This is a genomic window from Bradyrhizobium sp. CIR48 (assembly GCF_014198315.1).
In the GTDB taxonomy this organism is placed as follows: domain Bacteria; phylum Pseudomonadota; class Alphaproteobacteria; order Rhizobiales; family Xanthobacteraceae; genus Bradyrhizobium.
On the sequence record NZ_JACIHG010000008.1, the window covers coordinates 330,101 to 348,333 of the forward strand.

16 protein-coding genes are annotated in these 18,233 nt (G+C 64.6%); 7 read left to right on the forward strand and 9 right to left on the reverse strand.

The annotated features are described in order from the left end of the window. The first annotated feature begins 628 nt into the window (after positions 1-628). The 3 genes from GGD66_RS25405 to GGD66_RS25415 all read left to right on the forward strand — a co-directional run bounded on the left by GGD66_RS25405 (position 629) and on the right by GGD66_RS25415 (position 2,839). A complete protein-coding gene (locus GGD66_RS25405) occupies positions 629-1,093 on the forward strand; it encodes a hypothetical protein (protein ID WP_183259342.1) in 465 nt (154 codons plus the stop codon). A 162-nt stretch (positions 1,094-1,255) separates the two neighbouring features. Next, a complete protein-coding gene (locus tag GGD66_RS25410; RefSeq protein ID WP_183259343.1) occupies positions 1,256-2,278 on the forward strand; it encodes an LLM class flavin-dependent oxidoreductase in 1,023 nt (340 codons plus the stop codon). A gap of 99 nt (positions 2,279-2,377) precedes the next feature. Beyond that, positions 2,378-2,839, forward strand: a complete 462-nt coding sequence (locus tag GGD66_RS25415; protein WP_104465015.1) for a DUF2846 domain-containing protein — start codon at positions 2,378-2,380, stop codon at positions 2,837-2,839. A gap of 102 nt (positions 2,840-2,941) precedes the next feature. Here GGD66_RS25415 and GGD66_RS25420 read toward each other — a convergent pair whose 3' ends face one another. From GGD66_RS25420 to GGD66_RS25440, 5 genes are all read right to left on the reverse strand, one after another. Continuing rightward, the gene (locus GGD66_RS25420) at positions 2,942-4,261 is read right to left on the reverse strand and encodes an aminotransferase class V-fold PLP-dependent enzyme (RefSeq protein WP_183259344.1); all 1,320 of its coding nucleotides are present in this window, start codon (positions 4,259-4,261) and stop codon (positions 2,942-2,944) included. A 162-nt stretch (positions 4,262-4,423) separates the two neighbouring features. Continuing rightward, a complete protein-coding gene (locus GGD66_RS25425) occupies positions 4,424-5,968 on the reverse strand; it encodes a hypothetical protein (RefSeq protein WP_246788974.1) in 1,545 nt (514 codons plus the stop codon). A 98-nt stretch (positions 5,969-6,066) separates the two neighbouring features. After that, positions 6,067-7,209, reverse strand: a complete 1,143-nt coding sequence (locus tag GGD66_RS25430) for a cellulase family glycosylhydrolase (RefSeq protein WP_312014185.1) — start codon at positions 7,207-7,209, stop codon at positions 6,067-6,069. Positions 7,210-7,211: 2 nt separating this feature from the next. Next, entirely contained in the window at positions 7,212-9,383 is a 2,172-nt protein-coding gene (locus tag GGD66_RS25435; protein ID WP_183259346.1) for an exopolysaccharide transport family protein, read from the reverse strand. A 126-nt stretch (positions 9,384-9,509) separates the two neighbouring features. Further along, positions 9,510-10,166, reverse strand: a complete 657-nt coding sequence (locus tag GGD66_RS25440; RefSeq protein WP_183259347.1) for a LysR family transcriptional regulator — start codon at positions 10,164-10,166, stop codon at positions 9,510-9,512. Between the two features lie 142 nt (positions 10,167-10,308). On the opposite strand from GGD66_RS25440, the gene GGD66_RS25445 reads away from it, so the two are divergent. Further along, on the forward strand, positions 10,309-11,535 hold the full coding sequence (locus GGD66_RS25445) for an MFS transporter (protein WP_312014183.1): 1,227 nt from the start codon (positions 10,309-10,311) through the stop codon (positions 11,533-11,535). Here GGD66_RS25445 and GGD66_RS25450 read toward each other — a convergent pair. Together GGD66_RS25450 and GGD66_RS25455 are read right to left on the reverse strand one after the other, a co-directional pair. Beyond that, positions 11,532-12,575, reverse strand: coding sequence for a zinc-binding dehydrogenase (locus tag GGD66_RS25450; protein WP_018321179.1), 1,044 nt, complete (start codon positions 12,573-12,575; stop codon positions 11,532-11,534). The genes GGD66_RS25445 and GGD66_RS25450 overlap by 4 nt on opposite strands. A 13-nt stretch (positions 12,576-12,588) precedes the next feature. Then, the gene (locus tag GGD66_RS25455) at positions 12,589-13,254 is read right to left on the reverse strand and encodes a class I SAM-dependent methyltransferase (RefSeq protein WP_177236872.1); all 666 of its coding nucleotides are present in this window, start codon (positions 13,252-13,254) and stop codon (positions 12,589-12,591) included. A 236-nt stretch (positions 13,255-13,490) separates the two neighbouring features. Here GGD66_RS25455 and GGD66_RS25460 point away from each other — a divergent pair, with 236 nt between their 5' ends. The 3 genes from GGD66_RS25460 to rnk all read left to right on the forward strand — a co-directional run bounded on the left by GGD66_RS25460 (position 13,491) and on the right by rnk (position 14,995). After that, positions 13,491-13,817, forward strand: coding sequence for a hypothetical protein (locus tag GGD66_RS25460; protein WP_018321177.1), 327 nt, complete (start codon positions 13,491-13,493; stop codon positions 13,815-13,817). A 271-nt stretch (positions 13,818-14,088) separates the two neighbouring features. Next, positions 14,089-14,571 (forward strand): GreA/GreB family elongation factor, encoded by a 483-nt coding sequence (locus GGD66_RS25465; RefSeq protein ID WP_183259348.1) that lies wholly within the window; start codon positions 14,089-14,091, stop codon positions 14,569-14,571. A 10-nt stretch (positions 14,572-14,581) separates the two neighbouring features. Then, positions 14,582-14,995, forward strand: a complete 414-nt coding sequence (gene rnk, locus GGD66_RS25470) for a nucleoside diphosphate kinase regulator (protein WP_018321175.1) — start codon at positions 14,582-14,584, stop codon at positions 14,993-14,995. A gap of 99 nt (positions 14,996-15,094) precedes the next feature. On the opposite strand, the gene GGD66_RS25475 is transcribed toward rnk, so the two are convergent. After that, a complete protein-coding gene (locus GGD66_RS25475) occupies positions 15,095-16,120 on the reverse strand; it encodes a tripartite tricarboxylate transporter substrate binding protein (protein ID WP_183230880.1) in 1,026 nt (341 codons plus the stop codon). Positions 16,121-16,142: 22 nt separating this feature from the next. Then, positions 16,143-18,230 carry an acetate--CoA ligase family protein gene (locus tag GGD66_RS25480; protein ID WP_183259349.1) on the reverse strand — a complete coding sequence of 696 codons (2,088 nt, stop codon included), beginning with the start codon at positions 18,228-18,230 and terminating at the stop codon, positions 16,143-16,145. Between the last annotated feature and the right edge of the window lie 3 nt (positions 18,231-18,233).

Here is an 18,233-nt window from a genome sequence, read left to right on the forward strand (position 1 = left end):
TCGTCGATGGTCCGCGGTGGAAGTCGGCCGCGCCTTCCACAACTCGAAATATCGCTTCTGTCGGTTACCACTGCGTCATCTGGTCCCCGGAGGACCTGCCAAAGCTACCAGCCGAATTCATCCCGCGTCGTTGGATCAAGAAAACCTGCGTCAACTCCGTCGTCCGTTGCCGCAATCCTGGGATTCCGGAAGCCCCGGCTGGACCAAACAGATCCGGCAATCCAAGCAGCCCAGACCGATCGCTATGGGTTGGACCCTCTGCGATGAACTGGCTGACCGCCGATGCAACACGGCGGATCAAAATCTCGCCGGAGACTCTGGTAGAAGGGTTTACCAGCCAACGATCGATCTGACCTCGTGCCCTGCGGTCAACTAAGCTCCGCGACGAGAGGGACTTGGCGAGGCTTCGCTGCCGTCGAAGGGGAGCTTGTCTGCATTGGGTCAAAAGCAGCGGTCGCCCAATCGGTCAGGCGGTGCCCAGCTGTACGGTCTGTTCTCAGCGGCCGCAGAAGCAGCACCGGCGTTAACCCTGTCGGCAAATGATTCGCCGTAGGTCGGCAATCGCCGACAAGTTGCCTTATTGGCGCGGAGAATTTTCAGCGGCACTAACTTAGGTTAGAGGCGCTTTATGCTGAAAATGGCGTTGTTGGGCCTCCTCATCCTGTTGAGCGCAGGCGTGCTGTCGGCAATGGAGCTGAGCGCTCCACCGCGTCGCGCCGTCGCGATCGCCCCGCCGCTTGCCGAGCAGAGCGCTAGCGTCTCTGCGTCACATGACGCGTTGCCCAAGGCCGATCGCCTCGAGGTTGCCGCTGTGAGCAGCGCGATGCCGACACAGGACGCTCCGGTCGAGAACCGCGTTGCTCCGCGAGACATCCAAGTCGGTTCGACCGCACCGGAACCAATCGTCCGTCATCGGCGCGATACGAAGAAGATCGCGACCGCTGAACGTCCCAGGCCGAAACCAAAGGCAATTGTTGCCAAGCGAACTGCCAATGCGCAGCGTGCAAAGGCCGCCAGCGAGACCGAGCCCTGTCGACTCAAGGCGTTCGGCGGCCTGCTCAAGGCATTGAATTTGACCGGTTGCGAAATCTGAGGCCGCTTTCCGGGCACGACGGATCAAAGTCGAACGACCTGACGTCGTGGTGCGAACCCGGGCCTGCTTCCTCCTGGAGGCACTTACGGGCACACGCCTTGCCGCCACTTTTCCCTCGGCCAACGTCTCGCAAATTCTTCCGGTCATGCATACCTAGCCCTCATGAAAAAGATCGGCTTCCTCTCCTTCGGACACTGGACCCCCTCACCGCAATCGCAGACCCGCTCGGCCGCAGACACGCTGTTGCAATCGATCGAGCTTGCGGTCGCGGCCGAGCAGTTAGGGGCCGACGGCGCCTATTTCCGCGTGCATCATTTCGCGCGCCAGCTCGCCTCGCCGTTTCCGCTGCTCGCGGCGGTCGGCGCCAGAACCAGCACAATCGAGATCGGCACGGCCGTGATCGACATGCGCTACGAGAACCCCCTCTACATGGTGGAGGACGCCGGAAGCGCCGATCTCATCGCCGGCGGCCGGCTGCAGCTCGGCATCAGCCGCGGCTCGCCCGAGCAGGTGATCGACGGCTGGCGCTACTTTGGTTATCGCCCGGCCGACGGCCAGAGCGATGCGGACATGGGCCGGCGCCACGCCGAGGTGTTTCTCGACCTGCTTCGCGGTGAAGGCTTTGCCGAGCCCAATCCGCAGCCGATGTTTCCCAACCCGCCGGGGCTGCTGCGCCTGGAGCCGCATGCGCAAGGCCTGCGCGAGCGGATCTGGTGGGGCGCCGGCTCGAACGCCACCGCGGTGTGGGCGGCAAAGCTCGGCATGAATCTGCAGAGCTCGACGCTGAAGAACGACGAGACCGGCGAAGCCTTCCATGTGCAGCAGGCCGCGCAGATCCGCGCCTATCGTGCGGCGTGGAAAGAGGCCGGCCACACCCGTGAGCCCCGCGTGTCCGTCAGCCGCAGCATCTTTGCGCTGATTGACGATCGCGACCGCGCCTATTTCGGCAGGGGCGGCGAAGGCGAGGACCAGATCGGCTTCATCGACCCGCAGACCCGGGCGATCTTCGGCCGGAGTTATGCCGCCGAGCCCGATGCGCTGATCGAGCAGCTACGCCAGGACGAGGCGATCGCGGAGGCGGACACGCTGCTGTTGACGATCCCGAACCAGTTAGGGGTCGATTACTGCGCGCATGCGATCGAGGCGATCCTGAAGCACGTCGCACCGGCGCTGGGGTGGCGGTGACATGAGCTGGCGCGGCACGACCAGAAGTCGCGATTGACTTCGTCCACCACCCCCGCCAATGATCCCCCGGGGACTGTTGGACTGAATCAGGGGGTTGGAATGGGCTTGCGTCCGGGGATTTTCGTTGCGGCTTTCCTGCTTGCGGGGTGTGCGTCAGGGCCGATGGGGAGCACGGCTCTGACGGATAACGTCAAGGCAAATACTGCGCGGCTGGTGGTCTATCGCTCATCCGCCCTGGGTTTCGCGATCCAGCCAAGCTATTCGGTCGATGGACGCTCCGTTGGAGGCAGTCAGGCTGCAGGTTTCTTGGCCTGCGACCTGCCTCCGGGCCGCCACGAGGTTGCGGTCAATAATCTTCCGCTGAGCAGCAATCTGTTCGGACAGGGAAGCGAGAAAGTGAGCCTCGATCTGCGCGCCGGCAGCACCACCTACCTCTCCGCCCAGCCACAGATGGGAATCATCACGCCCGGTGCAATCACGTTGATCCAGGTCGCGGAAAGCCAAGGCCGTGCCGATGTCGCCAGCTTGCATCAGAGCAACAGCTCATGTGGCAAGGCGTGATCTGAGGCGCTCCGCGTTCTCCCGAGAGCCCGCCTAAGCGGGCGTCTCGAAGGATGACCGCACGAGACTGCTCTCGAATCTGGTTTGCCAGCCGCCTCCGCCTCACCCCGTTTTCGTCCCCGTGATCACCGCTAGCGCCTCGACGAGACGGTCGAGATCGGCCTCATCGGTAAAGAGCGACGGCGTCACGCGGATGCATTGGCCCCTGGCGACGCCGGCCCGGCGCACCGTCATGACCTTGTGGCTGTCCCGCAGCTTCACCACGATGGCCTCGTTGTCGGCCTTGCTGGTCTTGCCGGTGAGACGGAACGACGTGATCGCGCCGTATGAGCCGACTTCGTCCGGCGTCAGGATCTCGATGTCCTTGAATCCGCGGGCGCGGCTCACCCAATAGTCGCGCAAATGGCGCAAGCGGGCCTGCTTTGCCGCGGCGCCGATCTGCTGATGCAACGCCACGGCCGTCGGCACCGTCAGCACCGTGGCGAAATTGACTGTGCCGGTGTGAACCCGCGAGCGGATATCGGCCTCCGCAAAATCCTCGTCACCCATGTCGCGGTCGATGGCGGCGAGGCGGTCCTTCCTGATGTAGAGGAAGCCCACGCCGAGCGGCGCGCCGATCCATTTGTGCAGATTGAAGCCGACGAAATCGGCCTCGAGTTCACCGACCCGGAAGTCGATCTGCCCCCAGGAATGCGCGGCGTCGACGATGGTGTCGATGCCCTTGGCCTTCGCCATGCGGGCGATCTCGGCGATCGGCATGACGAAGCCGGTGCGGTGGCTGACATGGGTCAGGAGCAGAAGTCGCGTCTTCGGGTTCGCCTCGATGGCGCGGGCATAGGCGTCGAGCACCGCCTGGCGGGTGGCGGGCTCCGGCACGTCGAACTTGACCACGTCGACGCCGCGGCGCCCCTTCAGCGCGTTCATCGCATACTGCATCGAATCATAGTCGAGATCGGCATAGAGCACGGCATCGCCGGGCTTCAGCCGGTTGTAGCCGCCGATGAGGAGCTGCAGCGCTTCGGTCGCACCGCGGGTGAGCGCGATCTCCTCGGTCGCCGCGCCGACCGCCTCCGCCACCTTGGCGCGCACTGCCTCGAAATCCGCACCCGCGCGCTGCCGCGCGTAATAGGTGTTCTGAAAGTTGATCATGTCGGACTGGCGGATGAATTCGCGCCGCACGGGCTCGGCCATGATGCCCCAATAGCCGTTCTCGAAATTGACGACATCGGGCGTCACGGCGTAGAGCCCCTTCACCGCCGCCCAATAGGCCTTGTCGGCGGCGATTGCGGCGGCCGAACCGGTCGGCTGCGCCGGCAGGCCCTCGGCCGCCATCGCCGGCGCAGCCATCGGCGCCATGGCTGCGGCGGCGAGGCCCTTCAGGATCGACCGGCGGTCGGACGAAATAGTCTTGATCAGATGCATATATCAGCCTCCACGATGCGCGGCGAAAGGAGCAGCGCTCAGTAGAGCGCGAATGACAAGGCGGTGACAGTTCGATGATGCCGGCCCCTGAAGGCCGCGGCGCGAGCGGGCTAAGCGCGTGGCTGGTGCCGTTTGCGAAGGGACGGTCGGCGTGCCGCCGGGCTACGTCACCGGCTGGTAGCGCGGGAGAGACTCGACTGCCGCGTCCTCGCGGGCGACGGCCTGCATTCTCACATGGCTGCCGATGACGAGGCCCGTGAGCGAGAGCATGAGCCCGAGCGCGAGTGGCGCGAACAGGGCCTCTTCCTGGAACAATCCGTTGAGCAGCACGACCATGACGCCGAAGCCGGCGAGACCCTGCGTCAGATAGCCCGATGAGGCGTAGAGGCGCCATGCCCTAAGCGCCATCGCGAAATAGAAGGCCAGCAGCACGAAGGCGCCAACGCCCATCTGGTACAAGAGCACGCCGATCGCGCTCTCGACGGCGCCGTCGATCGTCCCGGCCGCCTGTGCGGCACTCCAGTCGATGGAGAAATAGCTCTCCGACAAATTGCCACCAATGCCGAGGCCCCGGCCGAAAGGTCTCTGCACGAAGCCGTCCAGACCACCCATCAGTCCGATGACGTGATAGTCGCCGATCTGCAGCCCGAGGCGGATCGCCAGAACCGCGAAGGCGGCCATGCCGAGGAAGCCGAGCAACAACGTCACGACGGCGCCGATCAGACGGGTCGCGATCCAGGCCGCGACCACGAAGATCACCACGATGAGCGCGCCCTTCACGCTGCAAAAGATCAGCAGCGGCAATGCTGCGAGGGCCAGCAGCGGTCGTCCCACCGAGAACAGGAACAGGGCGAGAAACCCGACGCCGTAAGCGAAGCTGATCGGATGCATGTTCGGACCATTGATGCGCAGCATCTTCGACAGGCCGAACCCTTCGAGCAAGGGCGTGTTCAGAAAATCGAAGCTGAAGCGGTCCTTGAGGTCGACGGGCACGTTGCCGGTGGCCCGCATCTGGGCTTCCCAGACACCCGAATGGGTCGCCTTGAGCTCGTCGAACCCCCAGAACGTATAGCTGTTGGTGATGGCCAGCCAGAGATCGCGGAAGACGAGCTCGACATAGCCGCACAGCAGAAGGATGACCGCGAGCATCACCAGGAACGGCGTGATGCGCACCTCATAGGTCGCGGCCGTCAGAAGCGAGAGCTGGAACAGGAACAGCGGCAGCACGATATTGCGCAGATAGACCGCCGCCGGCTGTCCGTCCTGGATGAAGCCGATCGCGAAATACAGCGACACCACGGCGAGGGTGACGACACCCCAGCGCATGATCTGGTTCACCTCGGCCGATTGATTCCTCTGGCCCAGCACGTAAAGGCCGAACGTCGCCAGCCACATCACGGAGCAGACGAGGAAATTGTAGCCCTTGATGAAGTCGAGATCGGACGGCAGCGGGACCAGCGGCGACAGGATCGAGACGAACAGGTTCTGGAAGAACAGGACGAAGATCGCGATGGCCGGCGCATAGGTCGGGACCGCCAGCACGATGGCGATGCCGATGAGGACCTCGACCACGATGGCCAGGGCCGGATAGGCCAAATGCAGGACCGGAGCAAAGCCGATCGCGGCCACGGCGATGCAGAGGGTCGGAACCAGCTCGCGCCAGGCCGGCGGCGATGGCTCGGCCGGCACGGTCTGAACCTGGGTCAAGTCCCCGGCACCCATCAATCGTCCTTTGGCAGCGCGCGTCGAGCACGATAGCGGGGCGATGTGTAAGGATTCCTTAACGATAGCGAACCCGTGCGATGTCAGCGCCGGGCGGGACGAGTCGCGCCGCCAAGCAGCGCCCGCATCACGTCGGGATCGGGCCTGCCGGTGGTGCGGTCGACGAGGCCAAAGCCTTGCGCCAGCTCCCAATGCGTCCAGCCCCAGCAATGCTCCCTGGCATAAGCGGTGACGTCCGCCAGCCAGCGCAACCGGCTTTGTCTCGGCGCGCCGGCTTTCAGCACGCCGAATTCGTTGACTATGATCGGCCGCTTGAACTGCTGCTGCCATGCGAGCGCGGGCGCGAGCCAGCGATCGGCGCCTGGCTTGTCCTTGGCGGCGGCAATTGCAGTGTCGAGCATGCCGAGCGCCTTGGTCGCGCCCCTCGCCTGCAGATCCTGGCGCAGCGCCTGCACTTTGGGATCGCCGGCGTTGATCGGATAAGGCAGATCCATGATGTCGTGCAGCGGATCCTGCGCATCCCAGTGACCCTGATGGGTGAACACCATGGGATCATAGAAGTGGATGGCATAGACGATGTCGGGATCGTCCAGCGGACGAAACCGCGGCAGCGAGTCCGCGCGCTGCCAGTTGACGGGGCCGACAATGAGAGTGGTGGCGGGAAGCAATTTGCGGACGAAGCCGGCGAGCGTATCGACCTGCCTTTGCCATGTGTCAGCGTCGATATCGGGCTCGTTGAGCAGCTCGGCGAAGACGCGATCGGCCGGATAGGAGCGAATGACTCCCGCGAGGCTGCCCCAGGCGTCCTGCATTTCACGCAGCGCCGCGTCCTGATCTTCCTTGTGCAGGCGATTGAAGCGCTCGCCGGGATGAAGATCGACGGACGTGGCATAGCCGAGCGCGGTGAGCTGCTTCAGCGCCTTCTCGAGCGCGCGCAGCGTCTCGTCGCGTTCGGCCTTCTCAGCGAACCGGGGCATCACGCGCTCGGCCGGCACCGGCAGCCGGACGTGAGTCATTCCAGCGCTGCGCAGTTGCTGCAGCAACTCGCGGCTTGGCACCTCGCCGTTGATCCAGCCGTCGGCATTGAAGCCGCGCGACAGTGCGGCGAGCCTCGCCGGCGCCACCGTCTGCGGCACGGGCACGCAAGTGTCGGCGAAGGCCGGCGCTCCGAACGAGATCGACAGCAGCATCGCAGCAGTCAGCAGACGACGGCGCGCCGCTTTCACCGTCAAACCGCAAGGCCCAATGCGCCGCCCTCGGGGTGCGGCGCCGTCGAGCCCGCAGGCGCGTGATTGACGACCAAACCCGTCGGCACGGTCTCATACCTCGACAGCGCGGCGGTCACCCGGCGCATCGCCGCCGAACCGAGCTCGCCGGCGCGCGTCACCAGGACGATCAGGTCCGCATGCGCCGCCAGCGCGATGGCGTCGGGCTGCAAGGCGAGATTGCCGGCATGGACGATGATCAGATCGAACTCCGAACGAATATCGTCCTCGGGCCTCGCATCGGCCTTTCGGCCGGCACTGAGGAGCTCGTCGATCGATTGAAGTCCTGCCGTGGTCGAGCCGTCGTTCCATTCGGTCACCGGCGGCTGGTGACCTGCGAATTCGCCCTGCAGCCGGATCAAGACGCTCATCATACCGCTGTTCACCGCGGCGCGATTGAGCGAACGCGCAACGGTGTTGCCGCCGGCGCTCTTGCCGACCGACAGCACGAGGGCGACCTTGCAACCGCGCACCGGCACGCGATCGATCCGCTCGAGCAGCGGCCGCAGATAGGCGCCGAGATCGAGCTCCACTGAGGCAGCGATCGGTCTTTGCCAGACGGTGTTGGTGTTGGTCCCGGCTCCGGACGAAAGATCGGGGATGCGGGCCCAGACAGGAAGGCGCGGCATCGCCTCGGGCCGGGGCGCGGCAGCGGCGGGCTGCTGGACTTGCGGCTGGAGCTGCTGCTGGACTTGCCCGCCTTGCGTATCCTGCGCCGCCGCGCGCACGGCAGCCTCGGCAGGCGCAGGCCCGCCCGACATGCTTGTCATCGCCGCAGTGGCGGCGGTCGATGTCAGCAGCGAGCCGATCGCCAGCGCCGCCAGCAGCAAAGCGAGCGGCGGACGGGTCGAGCGCAGCGGCGGAATGGCGGGCGAAGCGATCTTGGTCTGGGAGTTCTGCAGCTGACGCTGCTCATTGGTCGTCTTGAACCGCGACAGGAACTGCTCGTAGATGTTCCTGTTGGCATCGGCGTCCCGTTGCAGCTCCTGCAGCTTCACCAGCGCCTGGCCGTCGACCAGCATCTGCGTCTCGACCGCCTTGAGCTGCTTCTCCAGCGCGTTCTGCTGCTCCAGCTGGGCCTCATATTCGGACTTCGCCGTGTCGATGTTCTTTTTCCGCTCGATCTCGATCTGCCGGTTGATATCGGCCAGCTGGCTGTAGGAGATCGCGAGGTCGGGATGGCGGTCGCCGTACACCGCCTTCTTTTGCGCAATCTGGTCGTTCAGGGTCGAGCGCTGCGCACGCAGCATGCTCAACAGGTCCTGCTTCACGGGACCTTCGACATTGGCCTTGAGATCGCGCTGCACCTGCTCGTAGCGCGCCTTGGCTTCCTCGGTGCGAAGACGAGCGGCGGAGACCTGCTGATTGAGATCGGTCACCCGCAATTGCTGCGTGGTCGAATCCTTGCCGGCATTGAGGATCTTGTGCTCGAGCCTGAAGGCAGCGACGGCGTCTTCCGATGCGCGCAGCCGCTCGTTCAACGTGTTCAGCCGGTTCTTGAGCCAGTCGGCCGCCTCGTCCGTGGCCTCGGTGCGGACGCGGCCCTGGCTGGCAACGAACGCCTCAGCAATGGCGTTGGCGTAGTAAGCGGCCCGCTCGGGGCGGTTCGAGGTGAAGGAAATCGCAATGACGTAGGTGAGCCCGCGCCGCGTGATCTCGAGGCGGTTGCGGAATTTCTCGAGCAGGCGCGTCATGTCGGTATAGCCGCCCGCGATATCATCGTCATCGGCGATCTTGAGCTGCTCGATCAGGGGGCGGAGAAAGCCGTCCGATTTGGCGATCTCGATCTGGCTCTGAAGCGCCGCGGCGTCCTGGCCGATGCCCGGCAGCACCTCCTGATCCGAGGTCACGCGCAGCTCCCGGGGATCGAGCACGACCAGGGCGGTCGCGGCGTACCGGACCGGCAGAATCATCAGAACGACGACGCCGAGGGCGAACAGCGCCAGCGCCAGCGTCAGAATGCGCCGGCCGTTCTCGCGCAGGAAAGACAGCACTCCGGTGACGGTCAGCGATCCCTTGATCAGCGCCGGCGCGGCGCCGTCAGGTTTGGTCCGCGCAGCCCGCGGCGCTTCCCACGAAGCCGCAGGCTCCGTCGGGGCGATGCTTCGCGGAGTTGCGCGGCTACCGAACGCCATGGGCTCGACTCGAAATCAACTGACAGTCACAGTTCAGAGGCTTTCGACACCGTAAATATCCATGGTTAACCGCCGGTTACGGCCGGCGCGCGAAGCCGTCATGGCAAAACCTGAGAACAGGCCCGTTCAGGCGGAAAAGAACGGCTTGGATGGTCTGCGTCCCGGACCTGCCGCACTGGCGGCCAGCGGCGCCCTCGGCGTGGCCGGCCGCGCGCGCTCGACATCGCCAAGCAGGCAGGACCGCAGGCTTTCGATCTCCGGACAATCGGCAGTGCCCAGCGGCCCGATCAGGAAGCCGCTCTCCAGGGGCTCGCATTTGTAGCCGGGACAGCGTTGCACCCTGTCCGCGATCACGACGTCGACCTTGCCTTCGAGCAGCTCGTGCAGCCCTGCCGGCTGACTGATGCGAATGGCGAGCTGGGGCTGGGCCCGGCGGAACTGCGCCAGGCGCGCCCGCAACGCATCGACGGCAAAACTGGCGTGGAGCCCGATATGTAGCAGGCTCGTGACGCCCTCGGGCTTGAGCTCGGCGGTGGCCTCGGCAAGGCAACGAAAGGCGTCACGGACCCGCGCCAGATAGGTTTCGCCGGCAGAGGTCAGAATGATCTGCCGTGTCCGTCGCTCGAACAGCTGCACGCCCAGCCGCTCCTCCAGCAGGCGGACTTGCTGGCTGACGGCACCGGCCGTGACGTGCAGCTCTTGAGCGGCTTGCTTGAAGCTGAGATGGCGGGCGGCGGCCTCGAAGGCGCGCAGGGCATTGAGTGGCGGCAGCAGATACGTCATGGCCGGCTCCGGGCGATGCGGGAATGCCGGGAGGATGCATGAGTTTCGCTCGCTCGACAAAAGAGAAATCCTGCTTTGTCGCCGCTGAAGGCGAGCGATACCCAAGGGCCGATCCTAGCCCAGCCCGAGGAAACCTGTCGCAGTGCCACCCGAAACGTCGATCGAAAACTCCTATTCCTGGATTCGCCTCACTGTCTCCATGGCACTCAGCACGCTGGGCTGCGTCGGCATGTGGTCGCTGGTCGTAGCATTGCCGGCGGTGCAGGCCGATTTCAACGCGCCCCGCGCCGAGGCAACGCTGCCCTACACGCTCGCCATCATCGGCTTCATGATCGGCGGCATCGTTATCGGCCGCCTGACAGATCGCTTCGGCATCCTGCCGCCGCTGGCCGGCGGCACGGTCCTGATGAGTCTCGGCTACGTCCTCACCGCCTTCGCACCAAGTCTGTTCGTGTTCGCGCTGATCTCAGGTCTCACGATCGGCCTCGGCGGCGCGGCCAGCTTCGCGCCTTTGGTCGCCGACGTCTCGCTGTGGTTCGACAAGCACCGCGGCCTTGCCATTTCCCTGGCGATGGCCGGCAGCTCTCTGGCCGGCGTGGTCTGGCCACCGATCGTCCAGCACGCCATCGCCGCGTATGGCTGGCGGCAGACCCATATCGGCATCGGCCTGTTCTGCCTGGCGACGATGCTGCCGCTGTCTCTGGTTTTGCTGCGGCGACCCGTCGTCCGCATGGCCGCACGCGAAGTAGCGGGCAGCGGCAGCACGATGCAGACCATCGGCCTGCCCCCTTCCGTCACCCAGGGCCTGCTGGCGTTAGCCGGCATCTGCTGCTGCGTCGCCATGGCGATGCCGCAGGTCCACCTGGTCGCCTATTGCGGCGACCTCGGCTACGGCTCTGCGCGCGGCGCCGAGATGCTGGCGGTGATGCTCGGCTTCAGTGTGGCGAGCCGGTTTGCCTTCGGCTGGCTGTTGAACCTCATCGGCGGCCTGCCGACCTTGCTGCTGGGCTCGGCGATGCAGGCCATGGCACTCGCGCTCTATCTGCCGTTCAACGGGCTGGTCTCGCTCTACGTCGTGTCCGCCATTTTCGGCCTGGCGCAGGGCGGCATCGTGCCGAGTTATGCGGTGATCATCCGTGAGCTGTTCCCGGCAAGGGAGGCCGGCTTTCGCGTCAGCCTCGCCATCTCGGTCACGCTCGCCGGCATGGCGCTGGGGGCCTGGATGGCCGGCGCGATCTACGACTGGACCGGCTCCTACGCTTCGGCGCTGGTCAATGGCATCGCCTGGAATATCGTGAACATGGCGATCACAGCCTGGCTGCTGCAGCGCCAGCGTCGATGTGCTGTCGGCGCCTTCGCCGCGGCCTAGCTGATGTTCAGCAGGATCCGCCCCGATGTGCCGCTGCGCATCAAATCCAGTGCGTCGTTGACGTCGTCGAGCGCGAACTCGTGGGTCACGATCCCGCGGTAGCTCACCTTGCCGGCGTCGCTCAGGCGAACGAGACGCGGGATATCGCGCGCCGGCTGGCATTGCCCGCCTTCCGAGCCCTTCAGCACCTTCTCGAAGTGCAGCGGCAGCGTGTAGATCTCGGCCTTCTCGCGGGGAACGCCGACGAGGATGCAACGGCCTTTCTTCGCCGTGATCTCGTAGGCGAGCTCGATCAGATTCTTGACGCCGGTGGTCTCGACGACCTTGTCGGGTCCCTCAGTGCCGGTGATGGAGCGAACCTCGGCAGCGACATCCTTGACCGCTTCGGAATTGATGGTGTGGGTGGCGCCGAAATCCTTCGCCATCGCCAGCTTGTTGTCGAGGCGGTCGATCGCAATGACAGGATAGGCGCCGACCATCGCGGCGAATTGCACGATGTTCAACCCGACGCCGCCGACGCCGAACACGACGACGGCCTCGCCGATGGCGATCTGCGCGTCGTTGTTGACGACGCCGAGCGCGGTCGTCACCGCGCAGCCGAGCAGCGGCGCGCTTGTACGATCGATCGAAGCGGGAACGGGCGTGACGCGGTTCTCCGAGACCACGGCATATTCATTGAAGGTGGTGACCCAGCCGGCATTGAGGCGCTTGCCGCGCCAGGAATAGGCCGGCGTATTGGCCTGAATGCCCTTGCCGGGCCTCCAATGCATGACGACGGTGTCGCCCTGCTTGCAGGAGACGACGCCGGGTCCGGTTTCGATGATCGTTGCCAGCGCTTCGTGCCCCAGAAGATGCGGCAGGAACTTGTCGACGCCCTTGACGGCGTCGATCTCGTTGATCTGCGCACCACAGATGCTCGACGTGTGCACATGCGCGAGCACCTGGCCGTGTTCGAGCCTATCGGGCAAGGTGAACTCGTCGACGATCAGCGGCTTGCCGGATTCGACGAGAATGGCCGCCTTGGCGGTCTTGATATCCATGAGGCGCGCCCGATCACTCGAAATAGATGAATTCGTAATCGCCGGTGTAACCGAGCTTGCCGTAGAGCCAGATCCATTCTGACGTGTGCAGGATGGACTCCGCCGTCAGCGCCCAGCATTCGAGGTTGTGCAACTCGGCGACGTTCCGGTAGCCCTCGACCATGACGTATTTGTTCTTGCCGACCCGCTCGACCTCCTTGAGCGCCGCTTCGAGCTCATAGAGCCGGAGATTGTGCAGCGTGCCGAGCGAGATGACGAGATCGAAACTGTCGTCGCCATAGGGATAGATGTCCTGGGCACGGTAATTGAAGAGGTACGGCTTCACCTGCTCGTGCGCATTTTCGAGGCCGTGCTTGGAAATATCGAAGCCGACGACCTTCAAGCCCGGCAGGATCTTCTGCATCTCATACAGCAGGAAGCCCTTGCCGCAGCCGACGTCGAGCACGCTCGAGCCGTCCTTCAGGCCATAGGTCTCGATCAGCGCCTTGGCGACCGGCGCCCAGCGCCCCTCGATGAAGCGATAGCCGCCATAGCCGAAGCGGCGGTCGCCATCCCAATAGTCGGCCTCGTATTCCCGCGCTTTCAGCGAGCAGCCGATCTTGTCGTCGTTCATGCGGCCCATGTAGTCGCGCTTGGTCGCCGTATGCAGCGGCGTCACGATATTCAGTAATCGTCCCATTGAGCCCTCGGATTCCAACACGCGCTGCGATGGTCGCGACCGGCTGGGGAGCCCTGAGTCGCGACTTGCGAGTCGTTCTAGCATTGGTGGTCGGGATCATCATTGCTTCAGATCAATGATGGGGAATTCCGAGACGGGACCGTCAGCAGCCGGCACAGGTTCCGCCGCCGGCAGCGACAGGGAGGCGCATGGAACGGGACTGCGAAGCACGGCGTTTCGCCCGGAAGGAGTCCACCATGCCGACCAAGCCGACCATCGCTCGCATCTGGCGCGGTCGCACCCGCCGCGATCTCGCCGATGCCTACCAAGCCTATCTGCAGTCCGAGGGCATTCCGCCGCTGCTCAAGACCGCGCTCGGTGTGCAGCAATTGCGCGAGGACCGCGACGAGGAGACGTGGTTCACGACCATTTCCTATTGGGCGGACATCAAGGCCATGACGGCCTTCACCAAGGGCGAGCCGACCAAGGTCCATCATCTCGCGCGCGACGCGGAATTCCTGATCGAGCTGCCGGAGCGCATCGAGATCCACCGCATCCTGATCGACGAGCAGGGGCTGCGGTGAAAGGCCAGTGTCAAAACTGAAGCTCATATCACCGTCGAATTATGGCCGTTGCAGCGATTCGATCGCTCGCGACTGTGCGGTTTAGCCGCAATGTTGCTGGCGAAATGAATCACTATAGTCAGAATGTCATGGCATATGTCGTCGACATAGATGCGCGCACCGCGCGCTTCGGTCTTCACGCCGGCCGCCTCCAAGCAGGCGGTTAGCCGGACGGTGCTTGCACCGTCCGGGCTCTTTTCCAGCTTTCGTGACCTCGCCCTGAGAGGTCGTCTTGAAGCAGAAGGAGTGTGCCGTGCTGCCTCTTCCAAGAATCGCGCTCGCCGCATCGGACTATCCGCGACTCGAACGGCTTGCCCGCCTTGCCGCCCAAAAAGGCGATTTGGACGGGATATTTCTCATCAGTGAGATCAACCGCGCTGACATCGTACCGAACGATTGGGACGATCTCCGTTCGCGGGTGACCGTTGGATCATGGGTCACCTATTGCACGAATTGGGGCGTTCCGCGTCGCGTCGTGCAATTGGTCTGGCCCGAGGAGTGTGGGTCGGATCCCGCCCGCATTTCGGTTCTGACACCTTTGGGGGCGGCCTTGATCGGCCTGCAGGTCGGCGACCAAATGCCATACATCCTCGCCGGCTGCCTGAACGTCGTCAGGGTTCAGAACGTGACCCAATCAAGCCCCAACGTCGTCCCGCTCTTCCGGGCTCATCGGCGCAAGCCGCTCGATGACGATCCCGGACCAACTGCAGCATAGGAGACATCAAATGCACAACTTCGAAACCGAGATTCGGCGAGACCAGCCGGCGTTGCCGCCGATCAAGATCACTGAAGACGAATCGCGGCGTCTCAGCTCGCTGGCGAATTCGACCATGGATCTGTTCCCTCGTGTCGCCCAGTTTCTGGCGCGCGAACTGGAACGGGCGTCGGTCGCCGCAGAGAACGATTTGCGCGGCGTGGTCAGGATGGGCTCCAAAGTAACCTATCGCGATGACGGGACAGGTGCGAGCCGGGAGATCGTGCTGGTCTATCCGCACGAGGCGAACATCGAACTCAACCGGGTCTCGATCCTAACGCCCGTTGGAGCGGCCCTGATTGGCCTCTCGGTGGGGCAGCGGATCGAGTTCGAGACGCCGGACAAGCGCACCAGGGGGCTGACCGTTCTCGCCGTCTCCGAATGAGGGCTGTCATCCGACCGAGCAGAACACTCTGGTGAGGACAGATAGAAGCGGAGCGTGCTTGCGCAATGTTTCGCAATGCGCAGGCGCCCTCCTGCTGTCCTATTGCACCTCGATGTTGGCGTCCTTGACCAGCTTGCGCCAGCGTTCCTCCTCCTGCCCGACATAGCGATCGAGCTGTTCCGGAGCGCCGCCGACCATGATGAGGCCTTCGTTGGCCTCCAGCTTCTTGAAAGCGCCGGACTGAACCGCCTTTGCGATTGCCTGATTGAGACGCGCAATCACCGGCGCGGGCGTCTTGGCCGGAGCGTACAATCCGTACCAGGATTCGGCGGCATAGCCGGGCACCCCGGCCTCGGCGACAGCAGGCAATTGCGGAAATGCCGCCGAACGTTCGGCGGACGTGACAGCCAGCGCCCGGAGCTGGCCTGCAGCCACCAGCGAGGCCGCGCTTGCCACGGTGGTGAACATCACGTCGATCTGGCCGCCCAAGAGATCGCTGATCGCGGGTGCCGCACCCTTGTATGGCACCGCCGTCATCTTGACCTTGGCCATCGCATTGAACAGCTCGCCGGCGAGATGGGCCGAGGTGCCGGTGCCGAATGTCCCGAAATTGAGCTTGCCCGGATTGGCCTTGGCTTCTGCGATCAAATCGGAGATCGAGTTGATCTTGGAGGCCGGGTTGACGACGACGATATTGAAGGATCGCGCGATCAGCGAGACCGCCGCGAAATCCTTGTGCGGATCGAACGGCAGCTTTTTGTACAGGCTCGGATTGACCGCGTGCGCGAAGGTCGCCATCAGGAGCGAATAGCCGTCGGGCTCGCTGGTCGCCACCGTCTGGGTCCCGATGATGGTCCCGGCGCCCGGCTTGTTCTCGATGATGACGGACTTGCCGAGATCCGTCTGGATCTCCTGCGCCGTCGTTCGCGCCATGATGTCGGTCCCGCCGCCGGCTGCGAAGGGCACCACGATCTTGATGATCTTGTCGGGATATTCGGCGCGCGCCGGCGTCAGTCCGAGCCCCGAGACGACAGCACAGGCGAGCACGACGAGACCTCGCCGGCGCCGCACGACGACACCCTTTCCGCGCGCGCGATCATGATTGATGATTTCGCCACTGGCCATAAGAAGCTCCATCCGATCTTGTTCAGACATTGAGAACAACCAATCCGTCTGCCGCCTTCACGCCCCGACCCGCCGGCAGCACGAAGACCGGATTGATTTCGGCCTCGACGAGGCGATCACCGAACTGCGCAACCATGCGCGAGAAAGCGACGACCGCTTCTGCGAGCGCTTCGACATCGCATTTCGGCCGGCCCCGAAAACCGTCCAGCAACGGCCAGGTGACGAGATCACGCACCATCGCGAGGGCCTCGGCCTGGCCGAGGCCGCCATCCGGTGGCAGCAGGCGCATCGTCGTGTCCTTGAACAGTTCGGCCGCGACGCCGCCCATTCCGAGGAGGATGGCCGTTCCCAGAGGATCGCGATGCATTCCGAGAATGATCTCGACGCCATCGGAAACCATCTCCTGAACCAGGAATTGGTCGGGCCGCGTCCCGACCCTGGTCTCGACCTCGTCTGCCATCGCCGTCAGGCGGCCGCCGACCGTCTCGGCAGTCAGGTTGACCGCGACGCCGCCGACATCGCTCTTGTGCGCGATCTCGCGAGAGAGAATCTTGAGCACGACCCGGCCGCCGAAGTCTCGTGCGGCCTGTTCCGCTTCGCTCGCCGTTGCGACCACTTTCTCTGCTACGACCGGAACACCAAAGCGGGCGAACAACGCCTTGGCTTGAGCCTCATCCAGCGATCCCGCCGGGAAGTCGCCGATGTCGACCGTCGTCTCGATCGCACCGGAGGTCTGGACCTGCTCCGGCACTCCGGCTCGCAAGAGCCCGTCGAGCGCAGCCGTACAGCTCTCGGCCGACGTGTAAGCAGGGACGCCTCGGCGCGTGAGGACGGAAACCACCTCGGGCGCGTAGGGGCTCACATAGGCAATGACGGGCTTGTCGCTCAGCGGCAGGCAGTCGTGGATGGCATCGGCCATCAGGCTCGGCGATCCCACGGCCGACGAGCCGGCAATGACGACCAGCGCGTCGTAAGAGGGACTTGCGAGCAGGATGCGGATTGCGGCGCGCAGCAGATCCGGCTGCAGGCCGGCGAGGGTCACATCGATCGGGTTGCGATCGAGGTTGGCTTGCGGTCCCGACTGCAGCGCGCGCAATTGCGCGGCCGTCTCAGCATCGGGGGCGGGTGTCACAAAGCCGGCGACGCCGAGACTGTCTGATACGATCGTGCCGGCGCCGCCGGTCGAGGTGAGGATCGCAACACGCCGGCCGGACAGCTTCCGTCCCGCACCAAGGGCTGCGGGAATATCGAGCAGGTCTTCGAACGTTTTGGCGCGGATCACGCCGAGCTGCCTGAACAGGGCGTCATACATGCGATCGGAGCCGGCCAGCGCGCCGGTGTGCGAGACCGCCGCCTGTGCGCCCGCTTCCGATCGACCGATCTTGAAGGCGACGATGGGTTTGCCGGCGCGTCGCGCCTTCAGAACCGACTCGCGAAAGCGAGCCGGTTTGCGGATCGCCTCGACATAGAGCGCGATGACCTTGGTTGCGCTGTCGTCGGCGAGAAAATCGATGAAATCGGCGAGGTCGAGATCGGCCTCGTTGCTGGTCGACACCAGCTTGGACAGACCGACCCCGCGCGCCGCGGCGCGCGACAGCAAGGCGCCGAGAATGCCCCCGCTTTGCGAGATCAATCCGATGGACCCCGCCGGGAAGTCATCCATCGCCAGCGCGCCCGACGCCGACAGCACGATATTGTCGGTGAGATTGACGAGGCCGATCGTGTTCGGCCCGAGGATCCGCATGGAGCCGGCGGCCTGCATGAGCTGCTTCTGCCGCTCGGCGCCTTCCGCCCCTGTTTCAGTGAAGCCACTGGCAAGGACGATCGCCGCGACGGCCCCCCGCTCGGACAATTCGCGCACCGCGACGTGCGCGCGCTCGGCACCGAGCAGGACAAGGCCGACGTCAGGCACATCGGGCAGCGAGGCGATGTCGGGGTAGCAAGTCAGACCGCCGATGCTCGCGACATTCGGATTGACGGGATAGATCGCGCCCGCAAAGCCATGCTTCCGGAGATAGGACACCGGCCGCCCCGACGTCTTGCTCGGGTCCGCTGAAGCGCCGATGATGGCGACGCTGCGGGGCCGGATCAGGCGTTCGATCGCATCCATGGC